The 19,452-nt window shown below is 69.1% G+C and carries 7 protein-coding genes; 3 read left to right on the top strand and 4 right to left on the bottom strand.

Annotated elements, in window-relative coordinates; all coding sequences use genetic code 11:
• Positions 1-67: 67 nt before the first annotated feature.
• Positions 68-3,151: an FG-GAP-like repeat-containing protein gene (locus tag ABZZ74_RS22590; protein WP_356767558.1), complete on the top strand. Its 3,084-nt coding sequence runs from the start codon at positions 68-70 to the stop codon at positions 3,149-3,151.
• Between the two features lie 721 nt (positions 3,152-3,872).
• Positions 3,873-5,066, top strand: coding sequence for an RHS repeat-associated core domain-containing protein (locus ABZZ74_RS22585; RefSeq protein ID WP_356767556.1), 1,194 nt, complete (start codon positions 3,873-3,875; stop codon positions 5,064-5,066).
• Between the two features lie 105 nt (positions 5,067-5,171).
• Here ABZZ74_RS22585 and ABZZ74_RS22580 read toward each other — a convergent pair whose 3' ends face one another.
• The 4 genes from ABZZ74_RS22580 to ABZZ74_RS22565 form a co-directional block, all read right to left on the bottom strand.
• The gene (locus ABZZ74_RS22580) at positions 5,172-5,342 is read right to left on the bottom strand and encodes a helix-turn-helix domain-containing protein (RefSeq protein ID WP_356767554.1); all 171 of its coding nucleotides are present in this window, start codon (positions 5,340-5,342) and stop codon (positions 5,172-5,174) included.
• 1,219 nt (positions 5,343-6,561) lie between these two features.
• Positions 6,562-6,870, bottom strand: a complete 309-nt coding sequence (locus ABZZ74_RS22575) for a hypothetical protein (RefSeq protein WP_356767552.1) — start codon at positions 6,868-6,870, stop codon at positions 6,562-6,564.
• A gap of 46 nt (positions 6,871-6,916) precedes the next feature.
• Positions 6,917-7,279 carry a hypothetical protein gene (locus ABZZ74_RS22570; protein ID WP_356767550.1) on the bottom strand — a complete coding sequence of 121 codons (363 nt, stop codon included), beginning with the start codon at positions 7,277-7,279 and terminating at the stop codon, positions 6,917-6,919.
• A 146-nt stretch (positions 7,280-7,425) separates the two neighbouring features.
• Positions 7,426-14,349, bottom strand: a complete 6,924-nt coding sequence (locus ABZZ74_RS22565; protein ID WP_356767548.1) for an RHS repeat-associated core domain-containing protein — start codon at positions 14,347-14,349, stop codon at positions 7,426-7,428.
• A 651-nt stretch (positions 14,350-15,000) separates the two neighbouring features.
• On the opposite strand from ABZZ74_RS22565, the gene ABZZ74_RS22560 reads away from it, so the two are divergent.
• Complete coding sequence (locus ABZZ74_RS22560; protein ID WP_356767546.1) at positions 15,001-19,266, top strand: ricin-type beta-trefoil lectin domain protein; 4,266 nt, start codon at positions 15,001-15,003, stop codon at positions 19,264-19,266.
• Positions 19,267-19,452: the final 186 nt, after the last annotated feature.

The raw sequence follows: 19,452 nt of genomic DNA, 5'->3' as shown, positions 1-19,452 counted from the left end.
GTTATGGTCATGACCACTGTGCATGGGGGCACCCGAGGGGCTCCGTCGAGAGGCCCAGGAGGCGACGATGGCCCGTCGTACCACCGCCCGTTGCGTTGTCGCGGTGTTGGCGGTTCTCACCGTCACCGTCACCGTCACCGCCGGCCCCGGCCCCATCGCCGTCGCGGCCGACGCGGACAACGCTGTCGGGCGGGCCTCAGTCGCGACGGAGAAGGTCTTCCAGGCGGACCGGTATGTACCCCGCCGGGACCGGATCCACAGTGCGGGCCCCGCGGGCTATCTGCATGCCCAGGAGGGGCGTTCGGGCTACCTGTGGACGTCGTACGCCACCGGAACGACGACCGAACTGGGCAATCTGTCCCAGCTCGAACTCCCCGCCTACCTGGGGTCGTCGTCCGACGTCGTTGCCGATGTCGTCTCGCCCACGCAGAAAGTCGTCCTCAGGGACCTGTCCGCCGGCACCACCACTGACATCGCCATCACCCACGGCACCTACTGGGCCACCTACGGCACTCATGTGCTGACCCAAGCCCGGGACACCGACGGCAACCGCGTGCTGTGGCTCTACGGCGACGGCGCGCCCGCCGACGGCACCCCCGTCGCCGCATGGCCCACCGGCATCACGGCCAACTTCAGCGTTCTGGGCGGCGACAGCGGCACCGCCGTCATCGGCTACGGGCTGGCGAACGGCGAGCGCCACCTGGCACTGGTGGACCTGGCCGCCGCGAGGGTCACCGGCGACGTGACCGTCTCCGTCACTCCGACAGCCGTCGCGCTGAGCGCGGACCGGCTGGTCTGGTACCGCTCCGACGGCGCGGTGGCCCACGTGCTGGACCGCGCCGACCTCTCCGCCGCCGAGACGACGGTGGCCCTGCCCGGGACGGAGGGCACCCCGTACGCGGGCATCGCAGGCCGCTGGCTGGTGGTGGCCCGTTCCGTGCCCTCGGAACCGCACGACATGGTCGACACCTCCGGTGAGCGGCTCACGGCAGTCCCGCTCACGGGGGGTGATCCGGTCACCCTGCTCCGGCACGCGAACACGTCCCTCGTCCCGGCGCCGGACGGCAGCCTGCTGGCCGTGGGCGGCACCGACGCCGGGCACTGGGCGGTCCGAAGGATCACCGACACCGGGGCGGACACCCCGACGCTGACTGAGCTGACGGCCGTGGCGCCGGTGTCCGCGAAGATCAGCCGGCTTTCGTTGCAGAACGGACTGCTGGCCACCGACGAGGCCGACAGCACGTTCCTGGGCGCCTACTACACCCGGCGGATCGCCGCCGACGGAACGCCGAGCGCGCCGACCTGGCAGACCTGGGACAACCGCGGGACGGGCCCGTACGCCACCGGTGACGGACAGGTGGTGACGTTCATGGGCGAGCCCGACCCCAACGGCCCTGGATCGTACGTTGAGTCCCTCGACAACCAGAAGGGCTTCTTCCTGCCCTCGGGCTCCGGAACCGTCCTGGACATCACCGGCCGTTACGCGATCGTCAACGGCTCCTCTCCGGCCAGGCAGTACGTCGGCGACCTCGGCGTCTACACCGACCTGCAGCCCGTCGTCACCCGCCCCGTCACGGCCGCCTCCGTGTGGGGCACCAGCCTGTGGACGCCGGGTTCCGGCACCGGTGTCGTCACCGCCAAGGACCTGAAGACCGGCAAGGTCACGGACACCGTCAGCACCGGCGCTCCCTGCGTCCCCACAGAGCTGCAGGCGGTCGGCCGCTGGATCTACTGGTCCTGCGGCCCGACCGCGACAGCGGGAGTCTGGGACCGTACGGCGAAGAAGAACATCCCCGTCCCGTCCGGCCAGGCGCTCCTCGGCGACGGCTACCTCGTCCGGCACGACACCGTGGCCGGGGCGCTCCTCCTCACCTCCTTCGCCGACGGCACCGCGACCACTCGGAAGATCGGCGACCTCGCGGCGGGCAACTCCAGCCTGCGGGGAGTGACTTGGACCGTGGACAAGTTCGGCGGACCCGCGGCCTACGTCGACGCGGACCAGCGGATCCACCTGGTGCCCAGCGGGGTCGCCGCCGAGCCGCTCTCGGCCGTCGAGTCGGAGGTCACCAACAACGCTGGGGAGAGCAGCGCGGACCGCAGCCCGTGGTGGCAGTGGCGCGGGCTGCTGTCCAAGCCCGCCACCTCCTGGACGGCCACGGTCACCAGCAAGGCCACCGGCGCCGTGGTCCGCACGCTCACCGGCGCAGAGGTGGACGGCACCCTGACCGCGCGGTGGGACACACGGAACACCGCGGGCGCGCTCGTCTCCAACGGCACGTACACCCTCAGGCTCACCGCCCCGCCCGCCGACGGTTCGGGGCCGGCGCTGACGGTGACCAGGACGGTGAACGTGTCCAACGGAGCAGCCGTACGCCACGACTTCAGCAACAACGCCTCATGGGCGCCGGACGGAACCGGTGACGCCGTGACCCTCTCCTCCTCCGGAGTCATCAGCTACCGACCGGGCAACGGGAAGGGCGGCTTCGGCGCCGCCATGCCCGCCTCGGGCTGGCCCTCCTCCGTGACCCTGGTCCCGTTCGGCGACCTCGACGGCGACCGCCGCAACGACGTCCTCGTCCGGTTCAGCAGCGGTGAACTGCGGGTGTACCGGACCATGCGCGGTCAGGCCTTCCTCACGAGCACCCCGCACACGTCGCTGGGCACCGGCTGGAACCAGTACAACCTGCTGACCTCGCCCGGCGACATCACGGGCGACGGCCGCCCCGACCTGATCGCGCGCAAGGCGTCGACGGGAGAGCTGTTCCTGTACAAGGGCACGAGCGCGGGGAAGCTGTCGGCGAGGGTCAAGATCGCGGGGAACTGGTCGGGTTACAAGAAGATCGTGGGCGTCGGCGACTTCAACGGCGACGGCCGCGGTGACCTCCTCGCCCAGGACCGCTCCAACACCCTCTGGCGCTACGACGGCAACGGAACCGGCGGTTTCAAGTCCCGTGTGAAGCTGGCCTCGGGCTGGGGCGCGTCCTACAACGCCATCATGGGCGTCGGCGACATCACCGGCGACGGCAAGGCGGACATCGTCTCCCGCGACACCTCGGGCAACCTGTGGCGCAACACCGGGAACGGCGCGGGGTCGTTCGGCGCCCGCACGAAGATCGCCTCGGGCTGGCAGGCGTACAAGGCCGTGCTCTGACACCCGGCAGGCCGCCATCGATCACGAGAGGTCGGGCGCGGGGCCCAGAATGGTGAAGCAGTCTGCGGCGAAGCCGACCAGGCAGGACGCCCATGTCGTCCAGAACGTCGCCCACGCCAAGTTAGGGACTCCTTTCATCACAAGGTCGGTGCGTTGGAGGTGTTTTCGCCTTCCGGTGTTGCGCTGGATTACCCCCTCGGCTGGCGCTCGGAGCGTCTGTCGGCTGGGCGTCTCTGGGGCCAGGATGGGGCCGGAAGGATGGTGAAACCCCGTGAATGATCACTGCGTCCCGGGTATGTGCATGCCTTCTGACCTGCATAGACGGTGAGAAGAGGGGTCACCGGTGAACCACGGGGCAATGATCTTGCGAGCTCGTAATGCGTAGGTCTCGGGTTCGAATCCCGAAGGCGGCTCCATGGTGAACCCCAGATCGATCCTTCGGTCTGGGGTTTTTCTTTTGTTGGCCAGCAAGTCGCCGTGATCTCGGTCCAGGCACGCGACCGGCGTGCAGTCGCGCTCGCGAAGACGGCGATGATCAACCGGCAGGTTCGGCTGCTCCGGTGGAAGGCAGTCCTCACTCGGCGCTTCACGGGAGCCACATGGCTTGCTTGAAGAGTCCCAAATCTTGGTAATGCGGAGTCGGCTGCGCTCGGCCGCTGCTGGCTGGTTCTCGCTGCGGGGACGGGCGTCGATGTCTGCATTTGCATGGTCTTGAAGTGTCATGGATGCCAGAAACATCAAGCGCAACTACAACTACCCGCCCGTGAGCGGCAAACAGCCCCATACTCTGACCAAGGTCGACACCACGGGTCCCAACGGTGTCGCCCACGACACCTACACCTACGACGCCGCGGGCAACACGCAGAAGCGGACCATAAGCGGTGACAAGCAGACCTTCACCTGGGACGCGGAAGGCCACCTAGCGCAGGCGACCAAACCCGACGGCAGCGGCGGCACCAAGACCACCTCCTACGTCTACGACGCCGACGGCAACCGCCTGATCACCCGCACTGACACGGACACCACGCTCTACCTCGGCAGCACACAGATCACCCTGGCCAAGGGCGCCACCACACCGAAGGCGACCCGCTACTACGACCTCGGCGGCGGCAACCAGGCCGTCCGCACCGACGACAACAAGCTTTTCTTCCTCATCGGCGACCACCACGGCACATCCCAGCTCGCCATCAATGCAGCCGACCTGACCCTGCAACAGCGCCGCTCCACCCCCTTTGGCGCAGCGCGGGGCAAAGCGCCGACAAGCTGGCCGGGCGACAAGGGCTTCGTGGGCGGCACCCAGGACGCCGGCACGGGCCTGACCCATCTCGGCGCCCGCGACTACGACCCGGCCACCGGACGCTTCCTGTCCGCTGACCCTGTTCTGGCCGCGGCGGATCCGCAGCAGATCAACGGTTACAGCTACAGCGACAACAGCCCCGTCACCCGCTCCGACCCCCCCGGGCTCGAAAGCTGCGGCCCGAGCAATCCCGGCTGCTCCAAGGACAACATCGACAGCATCAACCACACCGGCAGATACCACTCCGCCCGGGGCAACAACAAGTCCACGAAATCCAGCGCCACACCAAGTCCGGTATGCACACCGCCAAGGACGGCCAGCCGATCGTCCAGGGGGTCAGACTCCCCACGAGGAAAGAACTCCTGGCCCGCTATGCCGTTCTCGACCCGCGCCGCACCACCTACAGCCAGTATCTTGCGCGTTTCGCCACGGACCTGTGCTACATCAGGGACGACAGGAACGGCGGCTTCTGCGACACCGCGAAACAAGCAGGACTGCTGCCCGGCCCCCAGAACGACCCATGGGGCGTCAAGGCCACCATCCACTGCATCACCGGACGCGGCGACATGCAAAATTTCCCCCTGGGCCGATCGTCAAGCAGGTCGAGCGTCTCGGTGAGGCGCAGAAAGACTGATGGCGCGCGGCCGCCCAGCGCTGTCTGGCCGGCCTCATCCGCGAGGCGACCCCGGAAGGCCCCGTGGAGCGTGACGCCTCCACCCCGCCCTAACGCCAGGCCGCATGCCAGGCGTACGCGGACTTCCGCGACAGCCGCAGGGCCCGCGCCACTTGCGCCGGCCTCAACCCCACCGCGAACATCTCGGCGGCCTGGAACCGCACCCGCTCCCGCCGGGCCCGCTTTACCGCGGTCAGGCCGCCCCCGTCGGGATACCCCATCCCACCGGCATACCCCCAACCCCTGAAGCCGCCGTCACCCCGAAGCGAAAACCTCAGTTGTAGCGGTCTCACAGTGACTTCCGCTCGGTCCCTCGGCCGCTCGAGGGCATCGCTGATCGTCGGGCGGCAGTCTCGCTGGCGGGCCGGTGAGGCTTCCACTGTTGAACAGTCGGTGGACAGACGCCTTTGGACGGTGCATCACGGGGTGGCATGAGGCAACCTGTCCCGCATGCTCTGATCAGGCAGAACATCATGGGCGGCACTGGCTCACCACTGCGCAGCCCGTGTTCGAGGGCCGCGCCGCGCTGGAGGCCGTCCGCCGCGACAGGCAGGACGGCGGCGAGCAGGGCACGACCGTCAGCCGGGGGCCGCCGCGGCCCACAACTAGCGCCGTCGCTGTATCGGCCTGTGTCATGGACGGCATGTGGGTGGTCGGGGCGCCCAGGATGCCGCCCGTTCCTCAGGGGGCCGGAGAACGCGGGGTGGATGGGTCGGCGTGCCTCATGTGGCGGTGCGCAGCTTCGCGTCAGTGACCGCTGTGATGGCCTCGGCCGTGACGCCGGGGGCGGTCTCGACGAGGAGCTGCGTCCGCGGGGGCGGCGGGAGATCACCTGGGGGAGCTTTCCCGCCTTCCAGTAGCCGTCGAGGACCTTGAGCAGGCGCTCATGGTCACGGAAGACCTCGGCGATACGGTCGCCGTACTGCTCAAGGAGCGGGTCGCTGTCGACCATCTTGCGGCCGGCGCCCGTGAAGGAAGACGAGTAGGCATGAGAGTTGCCGCACCACAGGTAGTTGATCCAGGAGGGTTCGCTCCGGCCGTATGTCGTGCGGCGGTAGAGGCGCATCGACCAGGGGCAGGTGCAGTTGGGTGCCGAGCGCCTCCAAGTGGTGCTCGGCGTAGGGGCGGATCGCTGTTCCTCCTGTCGGGTCCTTCGGAACCTCGGACCGGACGGCCTCGGTGAACTCGGCGGGCAGTCCGTGGAGGTGGTCGACGATGTAGTGGATGATCAGGTTCGGGAGCCGATAGGTGATCCCCGCCGGCTCCGTGGTCGCCGTGTGCCGGCTGCACTCCCCGCAGAGCGTGCACGTGTGCAGCCTCTGCTCTGGTGCCGCCGCAGCGAACCGAGATCGATGATGTTCACGAGCCGATGATGTTCACGAGCCCGCCTCGGAAACCTCGTCGACGGGCCCCCACCGACCAGGTCAGGTCAGTGCCGATTCACGGCGTATCGTCACGGCGGTCCTCGTCATCGAGGATGGACCAGCCCCTCGTCGTCATACGGCTTCGCAAGTCCTCGATCCTTCGCCGGGAGGGCTTGTTGCCTGCGCAGGCATCGGCGGCTTCGTTTCGAGCGACGTGTGGATCCAGGCCCAAGGCCCCGTGCACGGCCACTCCCAGATTCCTCTCCGACAGCACGTCGGACAGGATCACCAGGAGGGGGTAGTAGTCATCGTCATCGACCCCGCCGGGAAAGACCTCGACGAGTTCTCGCACGACTTCCGCCAACTCGGGGTTGTCCTCCAGCATCAGTCCCCTTCCAGGGACTCGGCGGATGGACAATGGCGTCGAACAATCAGCGTCCGCGGGGGCGGCGGGAGATCACCTGGGGTAGTCTGCCGGCTTTCCAATAGCCGTCGAGGATCTTGAGCAGGCGCTCATGGTCGCGGAAGACCTCGGCGATCCGGTCGCCATATTCCTCGAAGAGCGGGTCGCTCTCCACCATCTTGCGGCCTGCGCCAGAGAAGGACGACGAGTAGGCATGGCAGTTGCCGCACCACAGGTAGGTGATCCAAGCGGGTTCGGTCCGGCCCAGCTTCTCTCGGTGGTAGATGCGCATGGAGACATGGCCGCAGATCGGGCAGGTACGTTCGGTCACGGGCAGGTGCAGTTGGGCGCCGAGCGCTTCAAGGTGCTGCTGGTCGTAGGGGCGGAGCATGGACTTCGGCCTCTCTGAAAAGTAGGGACGGGCACCGTCCGTGCGGCCGGCCGTGGTGGGAGGCGATCCGACCACGGCCGGCCGGACGGTGGTTCAGCTCAACGAAGCGGAGCCACGTCGGAGCCACGCGGCGGTCCGGCAAGGCATCAGCCGCTGCCGGATATCTTGCGCCACATCATCTGGCCGAAGTCCTCGGCGTCCTCCTCCTCGCCCTCGTCACCGAAGTGCGCCATCCGGTTCTGATGGTAGGTCTCGTGGAAGAACGTCACCACGGCCTCCTTCATGTTCCGCAGACCCTTGTCCGACATCTCGATGATCGGCTTGCCGTTCACGCCGCGGTTCGGGCGCGGCCGGTAGTGAGGGGCGCCGGTGATCCCGTGCGGACTGTTGCCCTCGGCCAGGTTTCCGTTCCGGTGGTCGATGATCCGCTCCGTGTAGACGACGTCGTACTTGTCCCACTCGGAACGGTAACCGGCACGGGCCAGGTACTGCTTGAGCCTGCTGAGGCTCACGACCGGTCCCACCAGGTACGAGTCCGGCTGGCCCTTCGGCTTGCTGCGGTAGGCGTTGCCCTGCTTCGGCTCGGGTGCCGGGGCCGGCTCGTCACCGCCGCGAGCGGGTGACTTGCCGCTGCCGCCCGGCTCCTTGCCGCCCTTGCCGGTGCCGGACTTGGGTGTGGACGGCGCGTCACCGGACTTGGGCGTGGTGGGTGCGGGGTCGGCCGGGGTGGTGGTCGGCAGATCGCCCGAGAGCAGCCTCTTGACGGCGGTGACGATGCTGTCGCCCTCCGCCACTGCGACCCTGATCGCCTTGACGGCCTTGACTCCACCGCTGATCAGCTTGTAGGCGCCGTAGCCGTCCACGGCGACAGTGCCGACCAGGCCCGTCCACTGACCAGCGACGTACGAGGTCGAGCCGGAGTCGACGCCGAAGAGGTTGGCCAGCGGGTGGTCGTCGACGTAACCGGTGTGGCCGAGCTGGAACGGGGTCTCGTTCGAGTAGCCCGTCCAGCCGTTGAACCACGGATTGTCGCCGTTGACGATGCTCGCGAACCCGTTCCAGCCGTCGGAGAGCTTGTTGACGCTCCACTGCCACGGGTCGCCGACGAAGCTGTCACCAACGCCGCAGAAGAAGCTGCCGATCGAGCTGCCCCAGCCCGAGTACCAGGCCAGGCCGTTGGGGTCGCTTCCCGAGACGGGGTTGCCGGCCCCGTAGCCGTAGCCGCCCATCTGGTTCGGGTCGTCGCTCTCGAAGACCGGGTCGACCGACAGGAAGCGGCCGGTGACCGGGTCGTAGTTCCGTGCCCCGAGGAGGTTCAGACCGGAGGTGGTGTCGGCGGGCTTGCCCAGGTAGCCATGGTTGTCGGCCCAACCGGTCGGGGCAGGGCCGCGCGGGTTGCCGTACGGGTCGAAGGCGCGCCGCGTGATGGCCAATGTGCTGCCGTCCACCTGGAGTTGGGCGGTGCCCTGTGGGGTGGTCGGCTGGTAGCTGATCTGGCCCTTGCTGGAGCGGACCGTCACCGTGCCGTCGGGGGCGCAGTAGTAGCGCAGTCCGGTGACGGCCTTGGTGGAGGTGTCGAGGGTCAGCTGCTCGTTGCCGCCGAAGAGGTAGAGCGTGTTGCCACCGGGCCCGCGCTGGATCAGCAACTCGCCGTCGGCGTCGTACAGGTAGCCGGTCTTCTTGCCGTCGGTGGTGGTCGCGGAGGTCAGGCCCTCCTCGTCGTACTCGATCCCCTGGCTGCCGGGGCGGGCTCCGGTGGTGGTCCGGGTCTTCGTGTTGCCCGCGTCGTCGTACTCCGGGGTCTGCACGGAGGTGCCGGTGGTGGGGTTGCGGGTGGTGACGGTGGACACCGCGTTGGGCCGCTTGGCGGGAGCCGTGCCGGCGCCCGGGTAGGCGAACGTCTGGGTGGTGTCATTGGCCGCGTTGCCGGTCACGTCGTGCGCGACCTGCTGGGTGCGGTCACCGAGCTGGTTGAACTGCCAGTCCGTCCAGTACGGGGCCGGTCCTCCGATGGTCGTGGGGGACGGGGTCGACGTGGCGCACCGTGCGAGCTGGCCCGCGGTGGCCTTGGTCAGGCCCTTGGTGTCCGTCCAGGCGGTGGTCAGCCGGGCCTGTGCGTCGTAGGCGAAGCACTGGGTGTCGGCGGTCCGGTCCGTGCCGCCGCTGGAGCGGATGTCGGAGACCGCGGTGATGTTGCCGGCCTGGTCGTAGCCGTAGGTGGTGTCCGAGATCGGGTTGGCGGTGTTGGTCTGGAGGGTGACCCGGTTGGTGGCGAGTCGCCCGGTCGCCTGGTCGTAGGTCTGCGCGGTGCGCAGCTGCTTGGACGGGGTGCCGACGGTGGTCTGGAGGACCTCCCCGAGCGGGCTGTAGTTGACCGTGGCGACGTACGGCCGGCTGGGCGTGCCCATGCTGACCAGGCCGCCCTGGAGGTTGTAGCCGTAGCCGACGGTCTCGCCCGGCAGACCGCCGTCGGCGCCGTACGTGGTCGTTGCCAGCAGGCCGACGTTGTCCGTGTAGGAGGCTTTGGCGGTGTAGGTACCCGCCAGCGGGCCCTCGGCGTCCGGGATCACGGTCGAGGTGCTGGTCGGCTGACCGATCGCGTTGTACGAGTCGATCTTCTGGACGTAGGCGCTGCCGTCCTTGCCACCGACGTAGCGGATGGACGCTACGGGTCGGCCCTTGCCGAGCTCGTCGTAGGTCCACTCCGCCAGCAGCTTGGACGGGTCCGTCGTGCCGTCACCCGAGTACTCGGCCTTTCGGCGGCCCAGCAGGTCGTAGGCGAAGGACAGGGTCTGCTTGCGGGCGTCGGTGGTGCGATCGAGTCTGCCCAGGTCGTCGTAGTGGGAGGTGGAGGTGCCGGAGTCGGGGTCGGTCTGGGAGACCACCCGGCCCTGGAGGTCGTAGTCGTAGGACCAGGTGTTGCCCACCGAGTCCTTGACCGTGTCGATCTGTCCCGTGGGCGTGTAGGAGTAGCGGGTGGTGATGTCCGCGGTCGCCGCCTTTTCGGCGGTCCCGGTCGACCAGAGCACGGCGTTCGACGCGTCGTACACCGCGACGTTGTCGTCGGACTGCACCTTCAGGTAGCCGCCGGTGTGGCCCGAGGTCCGGCTGGACCACAGGGTGTTCTTGCCCGTTGCGTCCATGACCGCGAAGTTGCCGTCGGCCTGCATGACGGCGTACGCGCCCGGCTTGCCGGCCGTGTTGGACGACCACAGCACCTTGTCGCCGACGAGCGAGGTGAGCACCAGGTTGCCGTCGGCCTGCATGGCCAGCCGGACACTTGCGGAGACCAGCGAGGTGCCCGAGGCCAGCTTGCCGCCGCCGGTGAGTTTGCGGTCCGGCGTGGTGTCGCGCACCACCCTGGACGTGGTGCGGCCGAGGGCGTCGGTGTAGGTCGTGGTGGCCTTGCCGCCCTGCAGCGGGGTGGTGTCGACCCGGTCGATGCCCCGGTAGTCCGCCGACGACTGGAACAGGGTGCTGGCGAACGACACCATCGTGTGGGTGACCGGTCTGCCCTGCCCGTCGTACGACGTGCGCGTCACCGACGGGCCGGTGCGGTTGGTCTCCGCCCACATCGTGCTGCCCGGGGCGTGATCCGCGTCGGAGTACGCCGCGATGTTGGAGACAGTCCACCCGTGCGAGTCGTAGTACGTCGAGGAGATGAGCCGGCCGGCCGAGTTGTCAGCGGTGGTCGACTGCGTCTGGCGGGGCTGCAGCGTGCCGTCGTAGATGGTGACGGAGGTGCTGTAGGAGCCGTCCTCGCGCAGGCTCTTGGTGGTGACCGAGGACGGTGTGGGGTTGTCGCCCGCGCCATGGACGTCGTAGCTGTAGATCTGGTCCGGGGCGTCACTGCCCTTGTCGCGGCCGGGGGACCAGACCTTCTCCCGCCGTCCGAGCGCGTCATAGGTCGCGTCGGTGACCTGCTTGTTGACGTCCACCGCGTGGGTGACCGAGCCGCGGCCCGGGGACACGGTGCTGGTGGCTGTCCACTTCAGCGGGTTCGTCGTGGACAGCGTGGTGGGCAGGATGCCCGAGGCCGGCTCGTACGACGAGGTCGTGGTGTTGCCCGCCGCGTCCGTGTTCGCGACGACCCGCCCGTACTTGTCGTACGACATGCCGCCGAGGGTCTGGTACTTCGGGTCACCGTTCGCGTCGTAGGAGGTGACCGCCTGGGTCGCGGTCACCAGGCCGAGCGAGTCGCCGTTCTGGCCGAGTCTGCCCAGGGTGCCGATCTTGTCGACCGAGCCGTCACCGTCGTAGAAGATCCGCTTGTCGGAGAGGGTGGTGTCTTTGCCGGGGGCGGTGCCGCACGGGCCGGCGACACTGATGGTCTCCTTGGGGTAGACCAGCATCATCGGGTTGTCGGCGGGCGCGTCGGCGTAGGTCGTGGTGGTGCAGGTCTCCTGTGCGGGCTTGGAGATGTCGCCCTCGTCGTCGACCTTCCAGGTACGGCCCTTGTCGTCGAAGGTGGTGCTGGAGCGGGTGGTCCGCCAGGTGCCGTCGGAGAGCAGCCCCATCGTGCGGGACGAGGTCGCCGCGATCTGACGTGCCGTCATGTCCGGCAGCGTGGAGAGCTTGTCGGGTTTGGGGTCCTCGGACGTCCACGCCGTGCGGTCCCGGGAGGCGGTGACCTTGGAGGTGGGCGGGTCGGTGAGCGTGCGGCCCACGACGGTGCCGCCGGCCTTGGTGTAGGTCAGCGCCTGGTACGGGGTGCCGGCCAGCCAGGGGCTGTCGGTGATCTCCTCGTCCAGGGCGTTCTTGACCTTGACGCTGCGCTTGGACCCGTCGGCCTTGTAGTCGCCGTCCATCCCCTGGAGGTAGGAGACGGTGCTCTGGGTGACCGGGTCCGGTGCCGCGCCGGTGGTGGTGGTGACGGTGCGGAAGCCCCGGAAGTCGTTCCAGGTGCGGTGCTTGTCGTCGGTCAGGTCGGAGTCGTCCCGGTGCCAGGCCGCGCCGCCGCTGTAGGTGTAGTTGGTGACCTTGGCGGGCGAACCGGCCTTGGTGCGGTCGCTGTCGGTGACCTGCGCGACCAGTGTCTTGTTGAACCAGTCCTTGATGGGCTCGATGCCGCCGGGCGTGTTCCAGTACACCGGGTAGCAGGCCATGGTGTTGCTGTCGGCCGAGTCCGGCATGTTCTTCTTCTCCCGCGAGCACTCCGGCGCGCGGTAGGTGACCGCGACGGACTCACCGGTCTCGGTCTGCACGCTGGAGATCCGCGGGTGGAACAGTGGCGGGGCGGCCGGGGTCAGGCCGTCCACACGGTTGTCCATCTCGATGCCGGCGAAGGTGACGGGGTCGAGGGAGATCGGCTTGTCGCCGCCGGCCGAGGTGTCCTCGCCGGTGTGGACGATGGAGGACAGCCACATCACCGACTGGAGCGAGCCGGTGCTCTTCGGGTCCTGGGTGTTGCCGGTGACCGGGTCGTAGGTGCCGCCCGCGTCGGAGAACACCTGCTTGAGGTCGTAGCTGTCGACGTCCCGCCAGCCGGAGGCGGTCCGCACCGAGGTGTCGATGCCCTTGAGCCGGTAGGTCGACCAGAAGGTCGGGCCGGACGTCAGGCAGACACCGTCGGTGTCGTCGTCCTTGGGCTTGTTCTTCCAGTCGGACTCGCAGTGCAGGTCGTAGGGGGTGTCCGGCCAGTCCTTCGCGGTCTTGGAGGAGAGGTTGTCCGTCTTGCAGACCGTGTCGGAGGTGGTGCAGCGCTGCGCGGTGCGGAAGATCACCTTGGCGGCCGGCTCGCGGCCCGCCCTGGCGTCGGCGAGCTGGTAGCCGTACGAGATCCGGGTGAGGTGCCCGCCGCGGACGTACTTGGTGATCTTGCCGCCCTTGTCGTCCTTGGCGACCTGGCCGTAGCCCATGTTGTAGTAGTTGGACTCGGTCGCCCAGTCGTAGCGCTGGACGTTGCCGTGCGGGTCGACGACGAAGTCGAGGTTGAACCGGTAGCCGACCGGCTTGTCGCACTGCGAGTCGTCGCCCTTGTCCGAGTCGTGGCAGGGGTCGCCCGACTTGGGGTGGTAGACCGGCACGCCCCAGGCGCTGTCGGTGGCGTCGTCGCCGGTGGTGCCGGGCGCGTGGTTCAGGCCCAGGTAGTAGGCGGTGCCGTCGGTCGTGGTGACCTTGAAGTACTCGCCGTCCCACAGGCCGTTGGCCGCTCCGGTGAGCCGCTGGATCCTGGTGCCGTCATCGGCCTGGAGGTGGTACTCGCCGTCGGAGTCGCGGACCAACTGACCGTTGTGAGTGCCGAGTTGGATGGTGGCGTTCCAGCCGCCCCAGCACTCGTCGCCGGAGTCCTCAATCCCCTGGTCCTTGCAGCTCTTGTAGGAGCGCTCGATGAACCCGGGGCTGTAGGACCAGCCGTCGCCGACCCAGGAGGACTGGGAGTTGCGCGCCGAGGTCTCGCCGTCGACCGACTGGGAGTCGTAGGACAGGCCGACGTTGGGCGCCTCACCACCGAGGGAGGGCGGAACGGTAATCGGGTAGTTGTACGTGAAGGCGCCCGACGCCGAGGACGACCAGGCGCCCGAGGCGGACAGCGAGGTGGCGCCGAAGTCGCCCTGCGAACCCTCGCTGCCCGCCACCGCCGCGACCGCCATGCCCGAGGAGGAGGCTAGGGCGGAATGGCCGGAGGGGGCGGCGAGCCCATCGGTCGGCTTGGTGGTCGCGGCCGGCACGGCGACGGTGCCGGTGACCTTGCCGGCTTGAGGGTCGTTGACCGATTCCAGCGGGGTGCGGGTGCGGCAGGCCGCGATCTGAGGTGTCGTCAGGGCGCAGGCGGGCATGGCCACCAGGTGCAGCCGGGAGGCCCAGCCGCCTCCGTAGGCCTGCTCGACGGCGGCGTAGTCCACCGAGACGGAGACGCCGCCGGCGCCGGTGCCGTGGTCGGCGCGCGCCAGGCCGACGAGCAGGCCGTCGACGCCGGCCTTCTTCGCCTGTGCGCGGTCGGCGAGTCGTACCCGCACCGACCGGGCCGCCTCGACCGGCGTGCCGTGGCCGACGAGCGCGCGGGCGCCTGAGTCGATCGCCGACGGTGCGGCGGGCGACAACGAGACCGGCAGCGAGGAGGCATGCACCTTGCCGGGCGTGGCGGCCGCGCACCGGGCGCGCCTTGCCGAGGCCGACGGTGGCGGTGCCGCCCGCAGGCCATTCGGGTGCCTTCACCTGGTGCCGGGCGAGCTTGTGGGCGCCGGGCGGTGGGCTGGGCTCCCTGGCGCCGGGGCCGTCCGCGGGGTGCCCCGGGACCTCGGGCTGCTCGGGCAGCGGATCGGCCGCCCAGACCTCGTCCTTGTACTGGTAGCCGCCGACCACGACGTCGGCCACGGCCGGCTGAACGGCCAGCGAGAAGGCGGTGGTCGTCGCGGCCCAGACCGTCACCCGCCGCAACCAGGCCCGTTTCCGGGCACCTTGAATTCCGCGCGGTCTTGCGCGCATGCGTGATCCCCCATGTAAGAAGTCCAGAAGCCAAACTGGTCAGTGGTCAGCTGACGGCTCGTCTGGTCAGACCGGAACCGTATTGCCATGTCATGTGCGCAGCAATACCCTTTCTCAGCGGTCACGCTCCTCACAGCCTTCACACGATCCCGCCACAGGTCATTCACAGCTGGCATGGCGGGACCAAGTGCCGCAATTCCGACATGCGACGGCCCTCGGGGGGACGCGCTCTGTGAGGAGGACCACAGTGGCGCGCCGGGGGTCGCCGCCCACGCTCCCCGAAAGGGCGATTCATGGGGGAAACGACCCGCGTCCGGAGTCATCCGGCGCGTTATCTGACATGCCGTCTGGCGCTGTCAGCGGCCGTCACCGGCCTGCTGCTCGGCGCCGTCGGCCCGGTCTCGGCGGCAGGGCCGCCCGCCTCGGCGGCCGCCGACGGCGGGGACGGCTCACCGCTCGCGACCGCCCGCGCCGAGGCGGCCAGGACCGGACGGCCGGTCACCGTCGACCAGTTGACCACTGAGACCTCGGAGACCGTCGCCAAGGCGGACGGCACCTTCACCCAGACCACGCATCTCCAGCCGGCCCGCGTCCGCAAGGACGGCGAGTGGACGGACGTCGACGCCGGCCTGGCCCGCAACGCCGACGGTACGTTCTCCACCAGGGCCACCCCGTCGGCGTTGACCCTCTCCGGCGGCGGCGACGGGCCGCTGGCCACCCTCGTCGACGAGGCCGGTCACCGGCTGTCGTACACGCTGCCGTTCCGGCTGCCGAGCCCGGTCGTCAGCGGTGACAGCGCTCAGTACCGCGAGGTGCTGCCGGGAGTCGACCTCAAGGTGACCACCACTGACCAGGGTGGCTTCCACGAGGTCCTGATCGTCCACGACGCCAAGGCAGCCGCCGACCCCGCGCTCGCCTCGCTCCGGCTGACCACCGGGACGAGCGACGGCGTGAGCGTCGACGCCGACCGGGACGGCGGGGTGACCGCCACCGCGGCCGACGGCACTGCCCTGTTCAGCTCGCCCACCCCGATGATGTGGGACTCGTCCGGGGCGCAGGTGACCACCCCGGCGCAGAAGGCTGCGGCCCGCCGCTCCGCCCGCGCGGCCGACACCCCGCCGGCGCAGGCCAACACCGGCGACACGGCCTCGACCGCGGAACAGCCGGGCAGCGGAGCACAGGTCAAGCCCATCGCCGTGACCAGTGAACCGGGCGCGATCACCCTCACCCCGGACGCGAACCTGCTCGGCGGGAAGGGCACGGTCTGGCCGCTCTACATCGATCCCTACACCAGCCCGATCACGAGCAAGAAGAGCCACTTCATCACCGTCAAGGAGGGCTGCCCCTCGCAGAGCCCGTACGACGACGCGCAGGACAACGGCGAGGGGGTCGGCTACGAGCACTGGCGGAACTGCTTCGGTCTCAACCGCGCGTACTACGAGCTGAACATCGGCAACCTCACCAAGTCGATGGACATCTCCAAGTCCGTCGTGCACCTGACGTCGACATACGGCGCCTCCTTCGACTGCGACAACGAGACGGGCGTACGGCTCGCCACGGTGAGCGGGATCAGCAAGAACACCGACTGGGACCACCAGCCGAAGCTCGCCGGCGACGGTTACATCGGTGGTACGCAGAAGGTCAAGAGTTCCAACATCAGCCAGCACTGCGGCGACCACGACGTCGACTTCGACGTCACGGGTCAGATCAGGAAGCTGGCGGGCAAGGACGACAGCTGGACCTTCGGGTTGTGGGGCAACGAGTCCAAGTCCTCCAGCAACTACGACTTCGTACGGTTCGCGACCAACCCGTACCTGACCACGGTGTTCGACATCGCCCCCTCGGAGCCGGACCGTCTGGGCACCACACCGGCCACCATCAATCCCGCCAGCAACGGCTGCGACGGCGCGGCCGACGGCTGGATCGGTGAGTCCGGGCTTGCCGGCGACACCTCCGACATCACGTTGAACGCGCATCTGAACACCGACATGAGCGGGGTCAACCTGCGCGCCCGGTACGAGGTGTGGGACACCAAGATCGCGGATGACGACGGCGGCTCCACCAGCAAGAGCAGGCCGGTCAGCGGCTGGGTCAGCGACGGCGGCACGACCCGGGTCAACATCGGCTTCGAGGTAGCGGACGGGCATCAGTACGGCTGGCACGTCAGGGCCGACGACAACAAGCTGATGAGCGGCTGGTCGCCGAACTGCTACTTCAAGATCGACCTCAGCGCGCCCAGCATCCCCTCCTTCACCGACTCCGCGGTCTTTCCGCCGCTCGGCGCCGACCAGGCGCCCACCGGCCACGCCGGCGACGCAGGCGTCAAGATCAAGGTCACCGCGAACGATCCGATGCCCACCGGCTGCACCCGGGGCAGCTGCGTCAGCAGCGGCATCGACCGGTTCGAGTACTCGCTGGACGCCAACATCCCCGGCAGCGGCGCGGCCAAGGTGGAGGCGGTCGCCGGCAGCGGCGGTACCGCCACCGCGGAGGTCCCGGTCGTGCTGAGCGCCTCCCAGTGGGGCGCGCACACGCTCTACGTCCGGGCGGTCGACAACGCGGGCAACACCCAGGGCACCGTGGGGCAGTACAGCTTCTTCGCCCCTTGGAACCCGAAGACCAAGGTCACCGCCGGCGACCTCGACGGAGACGCGGTCCCCGACCTCGCCGCTCCCACCCGCGACGGCGACCTGGACCTGGTCCGCGGCAACGCCGATCCGGCCGCTCCTCCCAGCACGATGTCGACCAAGGCACAGAGCCCGGACGGCACCGGATGGGACAACTATCTGGTCGCCCACCGCGGCACGGCCACCGGCAGCAATGTGGACGACCTGTTCGCCTTCAACAAGACGACCCACGAGCTGTACCTCTACGCCAACGACGCCGTCACCCCGGGCGGGACCGCCGGGCACTTCACCCTGACCCAGAACGTCGTTCCGATCCGCACCTCGGACTCCTGCCCCGCCAAGGGCTCGGACGGCACCTGGGACAACGTCACGCAGATCCTGGCACCCGGCAAGCTGGCCCAGTACGCGGACGTTCCCGACCTGATCACCGTCGACAAGGGCGAACTCTGGTACTACCCGGGAACCTTCCAGGCCGGCTGCAACCTCGGCCAGGGCGTGAGGATCGGCACCGGTGACTGGTCCGACACCACCCTGCTCGCCCCCGGCACCGTGGCCGGCGTCCCGGTCCTATGGGCCCGGGACAACGCCACCGGCGCGGTCAGCAGCTTCCCGCTGACCTTCTCCGCGGGAGTCCCGACCAGCAAGCTCGCCGCCCCGCGGCACGCGCCGCTGGTCTCCGGAGTGCTCGACACCGACAACAAGAACCTCTGCCTGGACATCGCCGGTTCCCGCACCGCCAACGGCACGGCGGCGCAGGTGTACACCTGCAACGGCACCGACGCCCAGAACTTCACCCTCGGCACCGACCACTCCGTGCACGTCATGGGCAATTGCCTGGATGTCACCAAGGGCGGCACCGACAACGGCACTGAGGTGCAGCTCTATCAGTGCAACAACACCGGCTCCCAGGAGTGGGTCCCAGGTCCGTACCCAGGAACGCTCAAGAACCCGCAGTCCGGCCGCTGCCTCGCCGACCCCGCCAGTAACCGCAACCCCCGCACCCAGGTCGTCATCTGGGACTGCAAGAACATCGCCGACCAGAAGTGGGCCGCCGACAACGGCAATGTTCTGCCCGCCGCCCAGCCGGTGCTCCCCGTCGGCGTCGGCGAGCAGGACTACCCGACCGTTGCCTCTCCGGGCGACGTGCAGGGCACCGGATTCCCGGCGCTCTACGCCGCCTCCCGCTCCGGCCGGATGATCGAGTACCCGGGTGCCGCGGCCGACGGCGGCCTGGCACAGTTCACCGCGCCGGTGAGCATCGGTCACGTCCACCGGCCCGCCGACTGGTGGAAGCTGGACGGCACCGCGGACACCGTCCGGCCCGCCAACGGCCTCACCCTGAACGGCGGTGCCTCCGTGACCGCCGATGCCGCGCGGGGCAGCGCGCTCGCCCTCAACGGCAACACCGGCTACGCGGACACGTCGGGACCCGTGCTCGACACCAGCCGCAGCTACACCGTCTCGGCCTGGGTCAACCTCAGCAGTCTGACCGCGAACTCCACCTTCGTCTCACAGTCCGGCACCAGCGCCAACGGCCTCCAGCTGTACTACTCCAGCGGCGCGCACGCCTTCGCCTTCGGCCACGCCCACGCGGACAACACGGAGGGCGACTTCACCAGTGCGTACGGGCCCACCACGGGGGTGCAGAGCCCGAAGACCAACGCGTGGTTCCATCTGGTGGGCGTCTTCGACGCCGACACACAGCAGTTGCGTCTCTACGTGAACGACGACCCGGCCGCCACCGCCGCCTACAAGGGCACGGTCTGGAACGCGAACGGGCCGCTGCAGATCGGGCGCCGGATATTCCGCGGCGGCTACGGGGAGTACACCGCCGGCAAGGTCGCCGACGTGCAGCTCTTCACCGAGGCACTCACTTCGGGCGGTGTCGCCTCACTCGGCAGGAACCGCCCGGTTCCCACCCAGCTCGGCTGAGTCCCGGGTGCTGTACACGGCGCCCCGCCCACCCAGGGCGAGGGGTGGGCGGGGCGCCGGGCTTGTCCTCTGGTGGCTCGCCTCCACGACGGGCCTCAGGACGACGCCCCAGGCGGTCCCGCAGGCGGCTGCACCCCGGCAGTGACCAGGTGCTGTCGTCATGGAAATGTGGTGCCGTGCTTGCGG

The organism is Streptomyces sp. NPDC006476 (genome assembly GCF_040612015.1).
In the GTDB taxonomy this organism is placed as follows: Bacteria; Actinomycetota; Actinomycetes; order Streptomycetales; family Streptomycetaceae; genus Streptomyces; species Streptomyces griseorubiginosus_B.
This window is presented reverse-complemented; position numbering and strand designations above follow the sequence as displayed.